This is a genomic window from Streptomyces sp. NPDC046862 (genome assembly GCF_040704615.1).
In the GTDB taxonomy this organism is placed as follows: Bacteria; Actinomycetota; Actinomycetes; order Streptomycetales; family Streptomycetaceae; genus Streptomyces.
The window spans coordinates 157,870-175,232 of sequence record NZ_JBEYXP010000023.1 but is presented as its reverse complement, the minus strand read 5'-3'; the positions used below and the strand labels follow the sequence as shown (position 1 = coordinate 175,232).

The window sequence follows — 17,363 nt, the reverse complement described above, 5'->3', positions numbered from 1 at the left end:
ACCAGGCCAGGCCCTTCAAGTGGGCCAAGACGGCCGACCAGATCCTCGACCGAATCTGCCGTTACTGCTCACGCATCTCCGAACCAGGTCACTAGGCCCGCGAAGCCGGCGGTGCCGTGCTCTCCCGCACCACCAGGCGGGTCGGCACCAGGGTCGTGCCGCGTTCGCCGCCCCCGAGGCGCATCTTGCGCAGGACGTTCTCGACGCAGAGCCGTCCCACCTCGGCGAAGTCCTGGTGGAGGGTGGTGAGCGGGGGCAGGAAGGAGCCCGCCTCGGGGATGTCGTCGAAGCCGATGACGCTGACGTCCTCGGGGACGCGTCGGCCGCGTTCGTGCAGGGCGCGCAGGAGGCCCAGCGCCATCTGGTCGTTGGCCGCGAAGACGGCGGTGCAGTCCGCGTGGGCCGCGAGTTCCAGGCCGGCGCGGTAGCCGGACTCCGCCGACCAGTCGCCCCGGACCAGCGGTGGCGGTGTGCGGCCGGCTTCGACGAGCGCCGCGTGCCAGGCGTCCGCGCGGCGCTGGGCGGCGAACGAGCCGTCCGGGCCGCCCAGGTGCCACACCGTGGTGTGACCGAGGCCGAGGAGATGACGGACGGCGGCGCGGCTGCCGCCGGCCTGGTCGGTGTCCACGACCGTGTAGCGGTCCCCGGCGTCGGAGTCGACGACCACGACCTGGACGTGCGGCGGCAACGCGATGGTCGCCGCGTCGAGCAGATGGACCTCCATGATGACGATCACCGCGTCGACCGCCAGCTCCTCCAGGCGGGAGAACGCGCCGCGGACCTCGTCCTGGGTGGGCACGGCCACCGGCAGCAGGGTCACCGCGTACCCCTCGTGGGCCGCCGAGTTGGCGATCGCCTCCAGGGTGCGGACGTTGCCCGTGGTGGAGAGCGAGAAGGTGATGACGCCGATCGTGCGGAACTCACCGCGCTTGAGGGCCCGGGCGGCGCTGTTGGGCCGGTAGCCCAGCTCCTTCATGGCGGCGAGCACCTGCTGCCGGGTCTCCTCGGTCACCCCCGCGTAGCCGTTGGAGACGCGGGAGACCGTCTGCGAGGAGACGCCTGCCAGCCGGGCCACGTCCGCCATGGAGGCGGACTGGGTCCTGATTCCGGTACGGGGCCGTCTGCGCCCACCACCGGGGACGCTCATCGGGGTTCTGTCAGCCGTGTCCATCCCTCGGCCGCCTCCTCTCCTGCGTTGCATCACGGTTTCGTTGCTTGAACTGCCTTGTCACCAATGGTCCCTTGACCACCGTGATCGGGGCAGTGTAGACATGCCGCCATCGGATGTTTACGTAAACATAACAGCGAACCGTCCTCTTGCCGAGGTGGATGTTTGCGTAAACATCCAGGCGGGGCGGCCATGCGGATGCTGGGCGGCGCCGCTGGTTCCGGCAGGTGACGAACGAGGAACGACATGACGACGCAACAACCGCCCGCGGCCGTCGAACCGCGGCCGGCACCGCCCCCGGCGAGACGAGACCGCCGCTCCTGGACGGGGTGGGGTTTCCTGGGGCCCTTCGTGGCCGTGTTCGCCCTCGTCTTCCTGGCGCCGATCGTGTATTCGATCTACCTCAGCCTGTTCCGCGACCAGTTGATCGGCGGCAACACCTTCGTCGGCCTGGACAACTACACGCAGGCGCTGGAGGACGAGCGGTTCTGGGACTCCCTCGCCCGGGTCTCGCTCTTCCTCGTCGTCCAGGTGCCGATCATGCTCGGCATCGCTCTGTTCGTGGCCCTCGCCCTGGACAGCGGCCGCCTCTACGGCCGGGACTTCTTCCGCATCACGATCTTCCTGCCGTACGCGGTACCCGCCGTGGTCGCCACCCTGATGTGGGGCTTCATGTACGGCACTCGCTACGGGCTCGTCGGAGACATCAACGACGCCTTCGGGACGACCATGCCCGACCCGCTGTCGCCCGACCTGGTGCTGGCGTCGATCGGCAACATCGTCACCTGGGAGTTCGTCGGCTACAACATGCTGATCTTCTACTCCGCGCTGCGGGTCGTCCCGCAGTCCCTCTACGAGGCCGCGGAGATCGACGGTGCGGGCCAGTTCCGTGTCATCACCGCCATCAAGCTCCCCGCCATCCGGGGCGCCCTCGTCATCGCGACGATCTTCTCCATCATCGGCAGCTTCCAGCTGTTCAACGAGCCGAACATCCTTCGGCAGTTGGCGCGCAACGCGATCACGACGGACTACACCCCGAACTTCTACACGTACTCGCTGTCCTTCAACGGCCAGCAGCAGAACTACTCCGCCACGGTCGCGATCATCATGGGCGTGATCACCATGGTGATCGCCTACATCGTGCAGCTGCGCGGCATGCGCAAGGGAGCGTGACCCGATGAGCACCCCCGTCACCACCGCTTCCGAGTCCATACCCGCCCAGGCCGCAGGCGCGGGCAAGGGCGCGTCCCGTCTGCGTACGCCCCGCAAGCACACTCCCGGGCGCCCCAAGCGCAGCGTTCTGCTGACCGTGCTCACGGGCCTGATGCTGCTCTACACCGTGGTGCCGCTGATCTGGCTCGTCATCAGCGCCACCAAGACCCAGGAGGGGCTGGCCGACTCCAGCGGGCTGTGGTTCGCGCACGACTTCGCCCTCTGGGACAACATCAGGGACACGTTCACGTACCACGACGGCGTCTTCACGCGGTGGCTGCTGAACACTCTGCTGTACGTCGTCCTCGGCGCAGGCGGGGCCACCTTCCTGGCGATCCTGGGCGGTTACGCGCTGGCGAAGTTCAACTTCCCCGGCAAGCGGGCCGTGTTCGCCGTGGTCATCGGTGCCGTCGCCGTGCCGACCACGGCCCTCTCGGTGCCCACCTTCCTGATGTTCAGCAAGATGGGGCTGACCGACACCCCCTGGGCGGTGATCATCCCGTCGCTGGTCTCACCCTTCGGCCTCTACTTGATGTGGGTCTTCGCCACCGAGGCCATCCCCACCGAACTGCTGGAAGCCGCCCGCATGGACGGAGCGAGCGAGGCCCGCACCTTCTTCCAGGTCTCCCTGCCGCTGCTCGCGCCCGGCATCGTGACCGTGCTGCTGTTCACGACGGTCGCGACCTGGAACAACTACTTCCTTCCGCTGATCATGCTGAAGGACTCGGACTGGTACCCCCTGACCCTGGGCCTGAGCGTCTGGAACTCCCAGGCCGAGACGATCGGTGGCGACGTGATCTTCAACCTGGTGATCACCGGTTCACTGCTCACCATCGTGCCGCTGATCGCCGCGTTCCTGCTGCTGCAGAAGTACTGGCAGTCCGGGCTCGCCGCCGGAAGCGTCAAGGAGTAACCCCTCCCAGGCCCTCACAGCTTCACGCAACCCACCCTCACCTGTCCCACCCACGAAGAAGTGGAAGCATCTTCATGCGCAGAAAGACCAGCCGCCTGCTGCGCGGCATAGCCCTCCTCTCCGCCGTCGCCCTGGGCGCGACCGCCTGTGGCGGCTCCGACGACGGGGGCTCCGACCAGAAGCCGGTCTCCGCCGGCGACCTCCAGGCGGCCCTGAAGAAGGGCGGCACGGTCACGGTCTGGGCCTGGGAGCCCACCCTCAAGACGGTTGCCGCCGACTTCCAGAAGAAGTACCCCAAGGTCAAGATCAACCTCGTCAGCGAGCGGTCCGGCGACAAGCACTACACCGCCCTGTCGAACGCCATCGAGGCCAAGAAGGGCGTGCCCGACGTCGCCCAGGTCGAGTACTTCGCGCTGGGCCAGTACGCCCTCACCAAGGGTCTCAGCGACCTGAAGCCCTTCGGCGCCGACAAGCTGAAGGACAAGTACACCGCTGGGCCGTGGAACGCGGTGACCCAGGGGAGCGACGCGGTCTACGGCCTGCCGATGGACTCCGGCCCGATGGCGCTGTTCTACAACAAGAAGGTCTTCGACAAGTACAAGATCGCGGTCCCGACCACCTGGGACGAGTACGTCGACGCGGCTCGCAAGCTGCACAAGGCCGACCCCAAGGTCTTCATCGCCGCCGACGCCGGCGACGCGGGTCTCACCACCAGCCTGCTGTGGCAGGCCGGTTCGCGTCCGTACAAGGTCGACGGCACCAAGGTGAAGATCGACTTCACCGACGCGGGCGCCAAGAAGTACACCGACACCTGGCAGAAGCTCATCGACGAGAAGCTCGTCGCGCCCATCACCGGCTGGACCGACGACTGGTACAAGGGCCTGGGCGACGGCACCATCGCCACGCTGCCCAGCGGCGCCTGGATGCCGGCCAACTTCGTCACCGGCGTGAAGAACGCCTCCGGTGACTGGCGAGCGGCCCCGATGCCGGCCTGGACCAAGGGCGACAAGACGAGCACGGAGAACGGCGGCAGCTCCCTGACCGTGCCCGAGCTGGCCAAGAACAAGGAACTCGCCTACGCCTTCGTCAAGTACGCGAACGCCGAGGACGGTGTGCAGACCCGCATCAAGCAGGGCGCGTTCCCGGCGACCACCGCGGAGCTGCAGTCCAAGGCCTTCCAGGACACCAAGTTCGAGTACTTCGGCGGTCAGCAGGCCAACAAGATCTTCGCCGAGTCGGCCGCCAACGTCGGCGCCGACTGGTCGTACCTGCCCTTCCAGCAGTACGCCAACTCGATCTTCAACGACACCGTCGGCAAGGCCTATGTGTCCAACACCAAGCTGGCCGACGGCCTGAAGGCCTGGCAGGACGCCTCGGTCAAGTACGGCAACGAGCAGGGCTTCACCGTCGACAAGTAGGACCGCCGTGCGAGGGGGCGGCGCCCGGCGCCGCCCCCCCCGTGCGACACACCGGAAGGACCACCATGACCTCCACCCGCCTGACCCGTGTGCTGAGCGGGCCGGACGGTGACTCCACTCCCCGTCTCGGCTACGGCGCCGACTACAACCCCGAGCAGTGGCCGCGCGAGGTGTGGGACGAGGACGTCCGGCTGATGCGCGAGGCCGGCGTCACCGTCGTCTCCGTGGGGATCTTCTCCTGGGCCCGCATCCAGCCGGCCGCGGACGCGTGGGACTTCACCTGGCTCGACGAGGTCATGGACCTGCTGCACCAGGGCGGCATCGGGGTCGACCTGGCCACCGCCACCGCGTCCCCGCCGCCCTGGCTCACCACGGCCCACCCGGAGATCCTCCCGGTGACCGCCACCGGTGAGACGGTCTGGCCGGGGGCGCGGCAGCACTGGCGCCCCACCTCACCGGTCTTCCGCGACCACGCCCTGCGCCTGGTACGGGAGATGGCGACCCGTTACGCGAACCACCCGGCCCTGGTGGCCTGGCACGTCTCCAACGAGCTGGGCTGCCACAACATCTACGACTACTCCGACGACGCGGCCCGCGCCTTCCGCGACTGGCTGCGCGCCCGCTACGGCACGCTTGACGCCCTCAACCACGCCTGGGGCACGGCGTTCTGGTCGCAGCGCTACAGCGACTGGGAGCAGATCCTGCCGCCCCGGCTGGCAGGCTCGCACCCCAACCCCACCCAGCAGCTGGACTTCAAGCGCTTCTCCTCGGACGCGCTGAAGGAGTACCTGCGCGCCGAGCGGGACGTCCTGCGCGAGATCACCCCCGACGTCCCCGTCACCACCAACTTCATGGTGATGGGCGGCACCAAGGGCATGAACTACCCGGACTGGGCGGACGAGATCGACTTCGTCTCCAACGACCACTACGTCCACCCCGGCCCCCAGGACCGCGACGAGCTGTCCTTCTCCGCCAACCTCACCAGCGGCATCGCCGCCGGACGGCCCTGGTTCCTGATGGAGCACTCCACCAGCGCCGTCAACTGGCAGCCCGTCAACGTCGCCAAGCGGCCCGGTGATCTGGCCCGTGACTCGCTGCTGCATGTCGCCCACGGCGCCGACGCCGTCTGCTACTTCCAGTGGCGGCAGTCCGCGGCCGGTGCCGAGAAGTACCACTCGGCGATGGTGCCGCACGCCGGGGAGGACAGCGACCTCTTCCGCGCCGTCGTGGCCCTCGGCGACACCCTCAAGACCCTGGCCCCCGTCGCCGGTTCCGAGCGCGAGGCCGCCCCCGTCGGCATCGTCTTCGACTGGGAGTCGTGGTGGGCGAGCGAACAGGACTCGCACCCCACCTCCCTGCTCGACTACCGCCAGGAAGCGCTCGACTGGTACTCGTCGCTCCTCGCCCTCGGCGTCCGCGCCGACGTGATCACCACCCGCACCGACCTCGACCGGTACCAGGTGCTGATCACGCCCGTGCTCCACGTCGTCCCCGCCGACCTCGCCAAGGAGCTCACGCGGTACGCCGAGAACGGCGGCCACCTCGTGACCACGTACTTCTCCGGCATCGTCGACGAGAACGACCACATCTGGCTCGGCGGCTACCCGGGCGCCCTGCGCGACCTGCTCGGCATCCGCATCGAGGAGTTCGGCCCGCTGCTCTCCGGTGAGAGCGTCGAACTGGACGACTCCAGCACCGGCAGCCTGTGGACCGACCGGATCACGGTCACGGACCCGGAGACGGACGTCCTCGCCGCCTACCGCACCGGTGTGCACACCGGGCGCCCCGCGGTCACCCGCCGGGCCACGGGCAGCGGTTCGGCCGCGTACGTCTCCACCCGGCTCGGGGTCGAAGGGCTCACCGGCCTGTTGCCGAAGTTGCTGGCTCCGGCCGGCGTCGACAGCGAACTGCCGGGTGATGCGAGGGGGTTGGTCGAACTGACCGTCCGTCGTGGTCCCGGGGCACGCTTCCTGTTCCTGGTCAACCGCAGCGACGGGACGGTGCCGCTGACCGGGCTGACCGGAGAGGTGCTGGTCGGCACCACCGACGCCGACGGCGCTCTCGTCCTGCGGGCCAGGGACGTCGCCGTAGTGCGGCAGCCGACCGGCTGACCCTGTCCCGCCCACCGACCTGACCCCCAGTTCCACCCGCGCGACCTGACCACGTCCCACCCACCGACTCCTCGAACGGCTCCGCACCCGTTCGAGGGCCATCCCCTCCCGCCCCCGACGGGCGGGAGGGTCCACCACAGCGACCACACCTGAGTTGGGAGCACACGATGGCACGCCGTACCCGCAGCAGACGGCTCCTCGGAGCCGCGAGTCTCACCGCTCTGGCGACCGGGGCCGCGCTGGTCTCCGCCCCGTCGTCCACGGCACAGGTGGCAGCGGCGGACACCGCCTCCGTCACCGTCCAGCCCGACCCGTCGTACAAGCAGGAGAAGTTCGAGGGCTGGGGCACCAGCCTCGTCTGGTTCGCCAACGCCACGGGCAACTACCCGAAGCCGATCCGCGAGAAGCTCGCCAAGCTCCTCTTCGACGACGACGGCCTCGCCCTCAACATCGCCCGCTACAACATCGGCGGCGGCAACGCCCCCGACGTCAAGGACTACCTGCGCGCCGGCGGAGCCGTGGAGGGCTGGTGGAAGGCCCCCGCGGGCACCACCCGCGAGGACACCGACTGGTGGAGCGCCGACGACCCGGCGGACTGGAACAAGGACGCCGACCTCACCCAGCGCTGGTGGGTGGACCGCATCAAGGACGACATCGACCACTGGGAGACCTTCAGCAACTCCCCGCCGTGGTTCATGACGGTCAGCGGCTACGTCTCCGGCGGGTTCAACGCCACCGACGACCAGCTCAAGCCCGAGTCCATCGACGACTTCGCCGCCTACATGGCGGGCGCGACCAAGCGGCTGGAGAAGGCCGAGGGCATCAAGGTCGACACCATCGACCCCTTCAACGAGCCCAACACCAACTACTGGAGCACCCGCCTGGGCGCCGACGGCGAGCCCGTCGGAGGCCGCCAGGAGGGCGCCCACATGGGCCCCGCCCTCCAGGACAAGGTCATCAAGGCCCTGGCACCCGCCCTGAAGAAGGCGAAGGCCAAGGCCGAGATCGCCGCGATGGACGAGACCAACCCGGGCACCTTCGCGACGAACTGGAGCGGCTACTCGGCCGAGTCCCGCGACCTCGTCGACCAGATGAACGTCCACACCTACGGCACCGGCCAGCGCACCACCGTGCGCGACATCTCCAAGGCCGAGAACAAGCGCCTGTGGATGAGCGAGGTCGAGGGCGACTGGGGCGACGGCCAGAGCTTCACGGACATGCGGCCGGGCCTCGGCCTCGCCCAGCGCATGGTCGACGACCTGCGTGAACTGGAGCCGCGCGCCTGGGTGTTCTGGCAGCCGGTCGAGGACTACGACAACATGAAGCCGGGCGGCGAGTCCGCCAAGGGCGGCAACTGGGGCGAGATCCAGCTCCCCTTCAGCTGCACCTCCAAGGACACCCTGGAGACCTGCCCGATCTACACGAACACCAAGTTCGACACCGCGCGCAACTTCACCCACTTCATCAAGCCCGGCGACCGGCTGATCCAGGTGAACGACACCTCCAGCGCGGCAGCGGTGACGAAGAACGGCAACGGCGCCTCGATCGTCCACGTCAACAGCACCACCGAGGCCCGTGACGTCACGATCGACCTGTCCAAGTTCCGTGACGTCAGCCGGAACGCGACCGTCACCCCCGTCGTGACCGACGCGAACGGCAAGCTGAAGAAGCACGACCCGATCAAGGTCACCGGCCGCACGGCCACCTTCACCGTGCCCGCGCAGTCCGTGACGTCCTTCGCCGTCAAGGGCGTGTCCGGTGTCGCCAAGGACGCCCCGCTGCTGCGCAAGGGTCACACCTACACGCTGACGGGCGTCCAGAGCGGCAAGGCCGTCACGGTCGCGGACAACGGCACCAGCCTGGTCATCCGTTCCGGCGCCGCGGACACCGCCGCTCCCGGCCAGCAGTGGCAGCTGCGTTCCGTGCGCTCCGACTCCGGGGTCCTCGACCGGTACGTCTTCACCAACCCCGTCGAGGGCAAGCGGCTGGCCGTCCGTGACAACACCCCGGTGGCCGAGCCCGACGAGGGCAAGCGTGACGAGGCCGCGCAGTGGATCCTGTCCAGCACCGGTGACGGCACCTGGACCCTCGTCAACGTCGCCACCCACCGGCTCCTGGAGGTAGGCGGCCAGGCGACCAACGAGGGCGCGCCCGTCACCACGTGGACCCCGAACTCCGGGTCCAACCAGCGGTGGAAGGTGGCCGACGTGACGGAGCAGGTGAGCGACGCCACCGAGTAGCACCTGGGCACCCTCACAGGTGCCGATGAGTACTCGTACTCATGCCCGGCGGTCGGGAGCGACCGGAAGATGATGACCACCCTGACACGAGGAGACCATCATCATGTCCGCCCTCCCGACCGCCGTCCGCTCTTCGGAGGGCCTCGGGCCCGCTGCCGGCCTCTCCGGCCGGCGGCTCCCCGTCGTCCTGCTGGCAGGCGTCACCCTCGCGCTCGCCGTGTCGGCGTGGCACCCGAAGGACCCGACCACCTGGGTGCTGGAGACCGTGTGGGTGATGGTCGGCCTGCCGCTGGCGGTCCTGCTCCGCAAGCGGTTCCCGCTCAGCGACCTGCTGTGCTGCCTGCTGGCCGCACACGCCCTGGTCCTCATCGTGGGCGGCCACTACACCTACGCGGAGGTACCCGCGGGTGACTGGGTGCGCGACTGGCTCGGCCTGGAGCGCAACCCCTACGACCGCTTCGGCCACCTCATGCAGGGCTTCGTCCCCGCGATCCTGGTCCGGGAGATCCTGGTCCGCACCTCGCCGCTGCGCGGCAGCCGCTGGCTCGCCCCGTTGACCGTCTGCGCCTGCCTCGCCTTCAGCGCGGTCTTCGAGATGCTGGAGTGGGCCGCGGCCGTCGCCGGCGGCCACGCCGCCGACGCGTTCCTCGCCACTCAGGGCGACGTCTGGGACACCCAGTGGGACATGTTCTGCGCCCTGATCGGCGCCACCTGCTCGCTGCTGCTCCTGAGCAGGGTGCACGACCGGCGTCTCGCCCGCCTGGGACACTCCCTAGGGCACTCCTGAGACACGCGCCTACGAGCCCATGCGCAGCACGAGCCGCAGTGTGTCGGTCAGTACGGCGGTGGGGACGGCCGGGTCGGCGATCCGCTGGACGCCGAGCCCGATGCCGAGGCTGAGCAGGGCCGTCGCCGCCCGGTCGGCGGGCATCGCCAGTGAAACGCCCAACTCCTGGGCCAACGCTTCGAGAAGCCGGGCCAGCGCCTCGTGGATCGCGGACACGCGGGCCGTGATCTCACGCCTGAGCTCCTCGTCGTGACGGGCCCGGGTGAGGAACTCGACCTCCAGCGTGGTCCAGGCCTCGTCGCCGATGTGCGCCTCGCCCCACGCGGTGAACGTCGCGAGACGGTCCTCGATCCGGGTGCCGCGCATGACGGACTCCGTGAGCAGCGCCAGTTGCTCGGCCCGGATGTCGTCGAGGACAGCCAGACACAGATGGTCCTTGCTGCGGAAGTTGGAGTAGACGGCCCCCTTGGAGTACCCGGCCGTCTCGGCGACGTCGCTGAGCGACGTGGCGCCGTAGCCGTCGCGCAGGAACAGCTCCCGCGCGGTGGCGACGAGCCGCTCGCGCGTGCGCTCCTGACTCTCGACGCGGCTGAGGCGGGCCATGTCTCGCTCCCTCTCCCGTCCGGCGCGGGGTTCCACTGAAGTCCCTTTGAAGCAATCGGATCTTATCTCCGCCCAGGGCTGTCCCAGCCCTTTCGGATACCGCTAGTATCCGGATCTCGTTGGTATCCGAATGGGCGGAGATTCTCAGTGACCGCAGCGGGCACACGAACGACCCTTTCCCGCGGGCTGGTGCTGGGCTGCGGTGGAACACTCGGCGCGGCCTGGACGATCAGTGCACTGCACTCGCTCCAGCAGGCCCTGCGATGGGATCCGCGCGACGCGAAGGTCCTGGTCGGCACCTCCGCCGGGGCGGAGCTGGCGGCCCTGCTGGGCGGTGGCATCGGCGTGGAAGAGCTGCTGGCCGCGCAACTCGCCGGGGACGACGCCCGCCCGGAACTGGTCCGCCACTTCGCTGCCGCACCCCGGGGGATCCCGCCCCGGCCGGCGCTCTTCTCCGGGTCGCCGGGGCTGGCGCGGCACGCGTTGCGCCGTACCGTTCCCACGCTCGCCGGGCTCTCCGGCCTGCTGCCGCAGGGGCGGGGCGACGCCGGCCGGCTGGCGGCCCTGGCGGACCTGCTGACACCTGCCGGACAGTGGGTCCGGCATCCCGCGACCTGGCTGGTGGCCACCGACTTCGACACCGGCCGGCGCACGGTCTTCGGACACCCCGACACGCCTGCGGTCGCCCTGCGCGACGCGCTGCGGGCTTCCTGGGCGGTGCCGGGATGGTTCCCGCCCGTACGCGTCGACGGACGGCGCTACGCGGACGGCGGCATCCTCTCCACAGCCTCCGCCGACCTCCTGGTGCCGAGCGGGCTCGACGAGGTGTACGTCGTCGCGCCCATGAGCTCGCTCGCTCCCGGACCGCGCAGAGGGCTCGGCCGGGCGGAAGCGCTGCTGCGCCGCACCATGACCCGCACCCTCACCGAGGAGTGCGCCGCGCTGCGGGCCGCGGGCACCCGGGTCGTCCGCATCGAACCCACCGCCACCGACCTGGACGTGATGGGCGGCAACTTCATGGACCCCCGGCGCCGCCAGGCCGTCCTGGAGACCTCCTTGCGCACGACACGGGCCGTCGTCCGCGACAGCCTCCGCCCACCCGCCCAGCACCACCGAACCGTCAGCCGCCCCGACGCCCGGACAGGAGCCTGACATGCCGCACCCCGACGGCCCCGCAGTGACCGTCACCCGTGAGACCCGCGACGTGGAGGCACTGATCATCGGCAGCGGTCTGTCCGGCATCGGAGCGGCCATCACACTGCGCCAGGCCGGAGTGCGGGACCTCGTCCTCATCGAGAAGGCGGACGACCTGGGCGGCACCTGGCGGGACAACACGTACCCGGGCTGCGCCTGCGACGTCCCCTCCGCCCTGTACTCCTACTCCTTCGCGCCCAACCCGGAGTGGACCCGCGCCTTCGCCGGCCAGCCCGAGATCCGCGCCTACCTGCACAGCACGGCGGCCACGTACGGCATCTCGCCCCTCATCCGCTTCGGCACCGAGGCCACGCGCGCGCAATGGGACCCCCACGAAGCCCGCTGGCACGTCGAGACGACCCGCGACCGCTACACCGCCCGCTTGCTGATCGCGGCAGCCGGGCCCTGGCACGAACCACTGCTCCCCGAGATACCCGGCCTGGCCGGGTTCCCCGGCGAGGTCTTCCACTCCTCGCGCTGGCGCCACGACCACGACCTCACCGGTGCTCGCGTCGCCGTCGTCGGCAGTGGCGCCTCGGCCGTGCAGTTCGTCCCCGCCATCCAGCCCCGCGTCGGCCGGCTGCACCTGTTCCAGCGCACCGCCCAGTGGGTGCTGCCCAAGCCCGACCACCACGTGCCGCGCGCCGAACGATGGCTCATGCGACGCTTCCCGGCAGCCCAACAGGCCTTGCGCAACGCCGAGTACGGGGCGATGGAAGCCCTGGGCGTCGGGTTCCGTCATCCGTCCCTCCTGCGCGCGGTGCAGAAGCTGGGCTCGCTCCACCTCAGGACTACGGTCAAGGATCCGCGACTGCGCCGGGCACTGACCCCCGACTACACGCTGGGCTGCAAACGGCTGCTGCTGTCGAGCACGTACTATCCGGCCCTGACCCGGCCCAACGTCACCGTCCACCCCACGGCCGTCGAGGCCGTGGACGGCGGTCGTGTCATCGGCGCGGACGGCAGCGTGGCCGACGTCGACACCATCATCCTGGGTACCGGTTTCCACATCCTCGACATGCCCGTCGCCCAGCGGGTGTTCGACGCCGACGGCGCCAGCCTGGACGACCACTGGAAGGGCAGCCCGGACGCCTACCTGGGCACCACCGTCAGCGGATTCCCCAACGCGTTCATCCTCCTCGGACCGCACCTCGGCACCGGGCACTCCTCCGCCTACATGGTCCTCGAAGCCCAACTGGACTACCTGGCGGGCGCGGTGCGCCACTTCCGCTCGTCGGGCTGGACCAGTATGAACGTACGCCCCGAGGTCCAGGCCGCCTTCAACGCGGAGGTGCAGCAGGCGCTGCCTTCCACCGTCTACAACGCGGGCGGATGCTCCAGCTACTACCTCGACGGCAACGGCCGCAACAGCTTCAGCTGGCCCTGGTCGACGGGCCGGATGCGGCGGCGTCTGGCCCGGTTCGACCCCGAGGCCTACGACACCACCACCTGAGGCCGGCGACGACGGCCGGGTCACTCAGTCGGAACGGGAAGGGTCCTGGCTGCTGGATGTGGTGCTCCGCGCGGGGTCGCGTACGGCCTTGCTCAGCAACGCGCCGAAAGCGAGAAGAGCGCTCAGTCCGGCGACGAGTGCCAGGATCCAGCCCGCGGTGACGAGGGAGCCTGGCAAGGTGCCCCGTAAGCCGGCCAGTTGGAGCGCATGGCCGAGCACGAGCAGGGCCGCGGCGGACGCGACGGCCAGGGGCGGAGTCAGTATGGCCAGGGCGGCCAGCAGGTCGCTACGGGCGTGCCGGTTCCGCACGGTAGGGCCGGTCGGGTGGGGCACGTGATCTCCTGACGGGTAGGGGTGCTCGAGTGCGGGACGGGGGCCGGGCCCGCCCCCGGTGAGCAGGCCCGGGGACGGGCTGTCCGTGTCAGACGTTGATGTGTCTCAGACGTTGGTGTCTCAGACGTTGATGTGTCAGACGTTGACGCCGAAGTCGGCGGCGATGCCGGCCAGTCCGGAGGCGTAGCCCTGTCCGACGGCACGGAACTTCCATTCGGCGCCGTTTCGGTAGAGCTCGCCGAAGACCATGGCGGTCTCGGTGGACGCGTCCTCGGAGAGGTCGTAGCGGGCGATCTCGGCGCCGCCTGCCTGGTTGACGACGCGGATGAAGGCGTTGCGGACCTGGCCGAAGCTCTGGCCGCGGTTCTCGGCGTCGTGGATGGAGACGGGAAAGACGATCCGGTCGACCTCGGTGGGCACGGCGGCCAGGTTCACCTTGACCGACTCGTCGTCGCCCTCGCCCTCACCGGTGAGGTTGTCTCCGGTGTGCTGGACCGAACTGTCGGGGCTCCGGAGGTTGTTGTAGAACACGAAGTGCTGGTCGGAGAGCACCTTGCCGGAGGTGTCGAGCAGCAGCGCGGAGGCGTCGAGGTCGTAGTCGGTGCCGGTGGTGGTGCGCACGTCCCAGCCGAGGCCGACCAGCACCGCGGTGAGACCGGGCGCCTCCTTGCTGAGCGAGACGTTGCCGCCCTTGGACAGGGAAACTCCCACTGCGTACTCCTTCATGAGTGAATGTGATCGGTTGAGCAGGTGTGATCGAGGACCCCAAGCGTGGCCCTCGCTCTAGAATCTACAACACTGTAGAAGTCGGGATGGAGTGCGTGAACGCGCGGAGGTGAAGGAAGGGGTGCGCGTGGCCGGGTGGGGCGGCGGTGGCAGTCGCCGTCATCTATACGATGTCCGCTCGGGAAACGGTCGGTCGGCGGAAGGGAGACAGGGCGTGACGGATCACCCACAGCGTGCCCGGCGGCGGGGGCAGGGTGAGCTCGAGGCACTGGTCCTTTCCGCCCTGCGGGAGGCGGACGGGCCCGCCACGGCGGGATGGGTGCAGGAGCACCTGGGCGGCGATCTGGCCTATACGACGGTGATCACGATCCTGACCCGGTTGCTGGCCAAGGGCGCGGTGACCCGGGAGCGCGCCGGCCGGTCCTTCGCGTGGACCTCTGCCTCGGACCAGGCCGGCCTCGCCGCGCACAAGATGCGCAAGGTGCTCGACAGCGAGAGCGACCGCGAGGCCGTGCTGGCGAGCTTCGTGACGGGACTGGGGCCCGACGACGAGCGGCTGCTGCGCGAACTGCTGGGCGGTGCCAAGGGCGAAGGGGAAGACTGAAGCCTGATGGGGGTGTTCGTCTTTCTTCCGCTGGTGCTGCCGTTGACGGCGTGGCCGATCGCACGGCTGGCCGAGCAGCGTCTGCACCCGAGGACCGCGACCCGTCTCCTGACCGCGGTGGCCATGGTGATGGCCGCGTGCAGCACGGTGTGCCTCGGGCTCCTCATGGTGGTCGGCACGGCCCAACTGCCGGGCAACCCGCTGCCCGACGGCTGGTCGGACCCCGAGGTGCGCGAGGCGGTGCCGTACGACGAGGTGGCCGGCAGGCTGGCCATTCCGGCGCTGCTCGCGGTCGTGCTGGCCTGCGCGCGCACCCTGTGGCGGCACGGCCGGATCCGCCGCGGTGCCCACCGGGCACTGGCCGCCCTGCCGGACACGGAGGTGGCGGTACTGCCCGACGCGGTGCCGTACGCCTATGCGCTGCCCGGCGGCCGTCGTGGCCGTGTCGTGGTGACCACGGCCTTGCTGGCCTCCCTCGAACCCGCCGAGCGGCGGGCGCTGTTCGCCCATGAGCGGGCTCATCTGGCGGCCAGGCATCACCGGTTCCTGCTCGCCGTCCAACTCGCCGCGCGCGCCAACCCGTTCCTGCGTCCGCTGCGTACGGCCGTGTCGTACACGGCGGAACGGTGGGCCGACGAGGACGCGGCGCACGCCGTCGGCAGCCGCAGAGCCGTGGCGCGTGCGATCGGCAAGGCGGCGCTCGTCTCCCGCGGGACCCCGGTGGCGACGCTCGCCGGCCTCGCCGCCGCGGGCCCCGTGCCCCGGCGGGTGGCCGCCCTGCTCGATCCCGCGCCCTCGGCGCGCAGTTGGCCCTCCGTGTTCACGTCGGTGGGCCTGGCCGCGTGGGGAGCGGCGGTGGGGGCGGCCGTGTCGGCGATGTCGTCGGCGAACTCGGCCGTGACCATGTTCTTCATCCTGTATGCCGCGACCCCCTTGTGAGCGCGAGGGGCGGAAGATGCGGAAGCGGGTGGAGAGGGGTAAGCGGAGGAAGCGTCAGCGGGGGCCGTCGGGCGGCGCGTAGGCTTCTGCGTCTCGACGACCTGCTGGGACGGGACGTGGAGCGTTCGGTTCCGGGTGCGGTGAGACGCGCCCGTCCGAACGTATGTATCTCTACATGACTGTAGAGTTACCGCGTCCGGTGCGCACCGGCATCGGACGCTCGGGGAGTCGACCGGCCCGGTGCGGCCGAGACGGGGGAGGGATGCCGGTGGGCAGCAGGGGAAAACAGAGGGGTGCGCCGAGCGGTGGCCGGCCGACGCGGCTGACCCGGCGGGGGCGGATCGTCATCTGGGGTGCCGGGGGACTGGCCGTGTTCGTCCTCGGCGCCGGCGGTGTCGGCACCTGGCTGTACCAGGACCTGAACAACAACATCGGGTCCGCCGACCTCGACAACAAGCTCGGCGAGGGCCGGCCGGTCAACCTCAGCCCCGGCTCGAAGAACATCCTCGTCGTCGGCTCGGACAGCCGCGACGGGGCCAACGCCAAGTACGGCAAGGACCTGACCACCATGCAGTCCGACACGCTGATGGTGATGCACGTTCCGGCGAACCGTAAGTGGGCGACCGTGGTGTCCTTCCCGCGTGACTCGTGGGTGGAGATACCGGAGTGCGACAAGGGTGACGGCGCCACATCGGGCGCCCAACGCTCCAAGATCAACGCCGCGTTCGCGATCGGGGGCAGCACCGGCGAGGTCGGTTCCGCCGCCGCCTGCACGATCAGGACGGTCGAGGCGAACACCGGTCTGCGCATCGACCACTTCATGTCCGTCGACTTCCAGGGCTTCAAGGGGATGGTCAACGCCCTGGAGGGCATCGAGGTCTGCCCGGAGCAGGCCATCCACGACGAGAAGGCACACCTCGACCTGGAAGCCGGCTGCCAGACCGTCAAGGACGAGAAGGCGCTGGGCTACGTACGCACCCGCTACTCCGTCGGTGACGGCTCCGACATCGGACGCATCGGCCGCCAGCAGGAGTTCATGGAGGCCCTGGCCGAGAAGGCGCAGTCCAAGCTGACGAGCCCGAGCGCGCTGTACGGCTTCCTCCAGTCCGCCACGAAGTCCCTGACCACGGACGAGGACCTGGCCGGCATCAAGCCCCTCTACGGCCTCGCCAACGAACTCAAGGGCATTCCGAAGGACCGGCTGACCTTCCTGACCGTGCCCAACTACCCGCGCGAGGCCGACGTGCCCACCGACAGGGCCAACGTGGTGTGGCAGTACCCGCAGGCCGAGAACCTGTTCACCTCGCTGGCCACGGACAAGGAAGTGGACAAGAAGAAGCTGACCGCGGACACGAAGAACCCGGTGTACGCCTCCTCCGTCCGCGTCCAAGTCCTCAACGGCACCGGTGTCAGCGGGCGGGCCGCCGCCGTCGCCGAGAGGCTGCGCGAGGACGGACTCACCGTCGTCGGCACGGGCAACGCCCCCGAGAACACCCGTACCACCAAGGTGACTTACCCCCAGGAGCTGCGCGAGCAGGCCGAGGCCCTCTCCTCCCGGCTGCCCGACACCAAGGCAACCCAGGACGCGGCCGCCGCCGCGGGAGTGGTGACGCTCGTCGTCGGGACGGACCTCGACCTCGACGCCATACGGTGACACCGACG

General features: G+C 69.8%; 15 protein-coding genes. 11 read left to right on the top strand and 4 right to left on the bottom strand.

All coding sequences use genetic code 11. From position 1 onward, the window contains the following. Window positions 1–91: 91 nt before the first annotated feature. A complete protein-coding gene (locus tag AB0959_RS25750; protein WP_366828909.1) occupies window positions 92–1,084 on the bottom strand; it encodes a LacI family DNA-binding transcriptional regulator in 993 nt (330 codons plus the stop codon). A gap of 330 nt (window positions 1,085–1,414) precedes the next feature. Between AB0959_RS25750 and AB0959_RS25745 the strand changes: the two genes are divergently transcribed. The 6 genes from AB0959_RS25745 (at window position 1,415) to AB0959_RS25720 (ending at window position 9,849) form a co-directional block, all read left to right on the top strand. Beyond that, entirely contained in the window at window positions 1,415–2,341 is a 927-nt protein-coding gene (locus tag AB0959_RS25745; RefSeq protein ID WP_366828899.1) for a sugar ABC transporter permease, read from the top strand. A 4-nt stretch (window positions 2,342–2,345) separates the two neighbouring features. Further along, a complete protein-coding gene (locus AB0959_RS25740) occupies window positions 2,346–3,293 on the top strand; it encodes a carbohydrate ABC transporter permease (protein WP_366828898.1) in 948 nt (315 codons plus the stop codon). Between the two features lie 74 nt (window positions 3,294–3,367). After that, on the top strand, window positions 3,368–4,711 hold the full coding sequence (locus tag AB0959_RS25735; protein ID WP_366828897.1) for a sugar ABC transporter substrate-binding protein: 1,344 nt from the start codon (window positions 3,368–3,370) through the stop codon (window positions 4,709–4,711). 65 nt (window positions 4,712–4,776) lie between these two features. Next, the gene (locus AB0959_RS25730; protein ID WP_366828896.1) at window positions 4,777–6,822 is read left to right on the top strand and encodes a beta-galactosidase; all 2,046 of its coding nucleotides are present in this window, start codon (window positions 4,777–4,779) and stop codon (window positions 6,820–6,822) included. A 167-nt stretch (window positions 6,823–6,989) separates the two neighbouring features. Beyond that, the gene (locus AB0959_RS25725) at window positions 6,990–9,062 is read left to right on the top strand and encodes a glycoside hydrolase (protein ID WP_366828895.1); all 2,073 of its coding nucleotides are present in this window, start codon (window positions 6,990–6,992) and stop codon (window positions 9,060–9,062) included. Between the two features lie 103 nt (window positions 9,063–9,165). After that, on the top strand, window positions 9,166–9,849 hold the full coding sequence (locus AB0959_RS25720) for a DUF2238 domain-containing protein (RefSeq protein WP_366828893.1): 684 nt from the start codon (window positions 9,166–9,168) through the stop codon (window positions 9,847–9,849). A 9-nt stretch (window positions 9,850–9,858) separates the two neighbouring features. On the opposite strand, the gene AB0959_RS25715 is transcribed toward AB0959_RS25720, so the two are convergent. Further along, window positions 9,859–10,452 carry a TetR/AcrR family transcriptional regulator gene (locus tag AB0959_RS25715; protein WP_366828891.1) on the bottom strand — a complete coding sequence of 198 codons (594 nt, stop codon included), beginning with the start codon at window positions 10,450–10,452 and terminating at the stop codon, window positions 9,859–9,861. Between the two features lie 147 nt (window positions 10,453–10,599). On the opposite strand from AB0959_RS25715, the gene AB0959_RS25710 reads away from it, so the two are divergent. Next, window positions 10,600–11,604: a patatin-like phospholipase family protein gene (locus AB0959_RS25710; RefSeq protein ID WP_366828890.1), complete on the top strand. Its 1,005-nt coding sequence runs from the start codon at window positions 10,600–10,602 to the stop codon at window positions 11,602–11,604. Window position 11,605: 1 nt separating this feature from the next. After that, window positions 11,606–13,099, top strand: coding sequence for an NAD(P)/FAD-dependent oxidoreductase (locus AB0959_RS25705; protein WP_366828888.1), 1,494 nt, complete (start codon window positions 11,606–11,608; stop codon window positions 13,097–13,099). 24 nt (window positions 13,100–13,123) lie between these two features. Here the strand turns inward: AB0959_RS25705 and AB0959_RS25700 are convergent, their stop codons facing one another. Next, the gene (locus AB0959_RS25700) at window positions 13,124–13,432 is read right to left on the bottom strand and encodes a hypothetical protein (RefSeq protein ID WP_366828887.1); all 309 of its coding nucleotides are present in this window, start codon (window positions 13,430–13,432) and stop codon (window positions 13,124–13,126) included. Window positions 13,433–13,567: 135 nt separating this feature from the next. After that, window positions 13,568–14,143: a TerD family protein gene (locus tag AB0959_RS25695; RefSeq protein WP_366828908.1), complete on the bottom strand. Its 576-nt coding sequence runs from the start codon at window positions 14,141–14,143 to the stop codon at window positions 13,568–13,570. 229 nt (window positions 14,144–14,372) lie between these two features. On the opposite strand from AB0959_RS25695, the gene AB0959_RS25690 reads away from it, so the two are divergent. From AB0959_RS25690 to AB0959_RS25680, 3 genes are all read left to right on the top strand, one after another. Continuing rightward, entirely contained in the window at window positions 14,373–14,762 is a 390-nt protein-coding gene (locus AB0959_RS25690) for a BlaI/MecI/CopY family transcriptional regulator (RefSeq protein ID WP_366828886.1), read from the top strand. Between the two features lie 6 nt (window positions 14,763–14,768). Next, a complete protein-coding gene (locus tag AB0959_RS25685) occupies window positions 14,769–15,701 on the top strand; it encodes a M56 family metallopeptidase (RefSeq protein WP_366828885.1) in 933 nt (310 codons plus the stop codon). Between the two features lie 268 nt (window positions 15,702–15,969). Continuing rightward, the gene (locus AB0959_RS25680; RefSeq protein WP_366828884.1) at window positions 15,970–17,355 is read left to right on the top strand and encodes an LCP family protein; all 1,386 of its coding nucleotides are present in this window, start codon (window positions 15,970–15,972) and stop codon (window positions 17,353–17,355) included. Window positions 17,356–17,363 lie beyond the last annotated feature (8 nt).

Coding starts and splice junctions, on each gene's coding strand:
- AB0959_RS25750 (WP_366828909.1), bottom strand. CDS start 1,084: ATGGCGGACGTGGCCCGGCTGGCAGGCGTCTCCTCGCAGACGGTCTCC.
- AB0959_RS25745 (WP_366828899.1), top strand. CDS start 1,415: ATGACGACGCAACAACCGCCCGCGGCCGTCGAACCGCGGCCGGCACCG.
- AB0959_RS25740 (WP_366828898.1), top strand. CDS start 2,346: ATGAGCACCCCCGTCACCACCGCTTCCGAGTCCATACCCGCCCAGGCC.
- AB0959_RS25735 (WP_366828897.1), top strand. CDS start 3,368: ATGCGCAGAAAGACCAGCCGCCTGCTGCGCGGCATAGCCCTCCTCTCC.
- AB0959_RS25730 (WP_366828896.1), top strand. CDS start 4,777: ATGACCTCCACCCGCCTGACCCGTGTGCTGAGCGGGCCGGACGGTGAC.
- AB0959_RS25725 (WP_366828895.1), top strand. CDS start 6,990: ATGGCACGCCGTACCCGCAGCAGACGGCTCCTCGGAGCCGCGAGTCTC.
- AB0959_RS25720 (WP_366828893.1), top strand. CDS start 9,166: ATGTCCGCCCTCCCGACCGCCGTCCGCTCTTCGGAGGGCCTCGGGCCC.
- AB0959_RS25715 (WP_366828891.1), bottom strand. CDS start 10,452: ATGGCCCGCCTCAGCCGCGTCGAGAGTCAGGAGCGCACGCGCGAGCGG.
- AB0959_RS25705 (WP_366828888.1), top strand. CDS start 11,606: ATGCCGCACCCCGACGGCCCCGCAGTGACCGTCACCCGTGAGACCCGC.
- AB0959_RS25685 (WP_366828885.1), top strand. CDS start 14,769: ATGGGGGTGTTCGTCTTTCTTCCGCTGGTGCTGCCGTTGACGGCGTGG.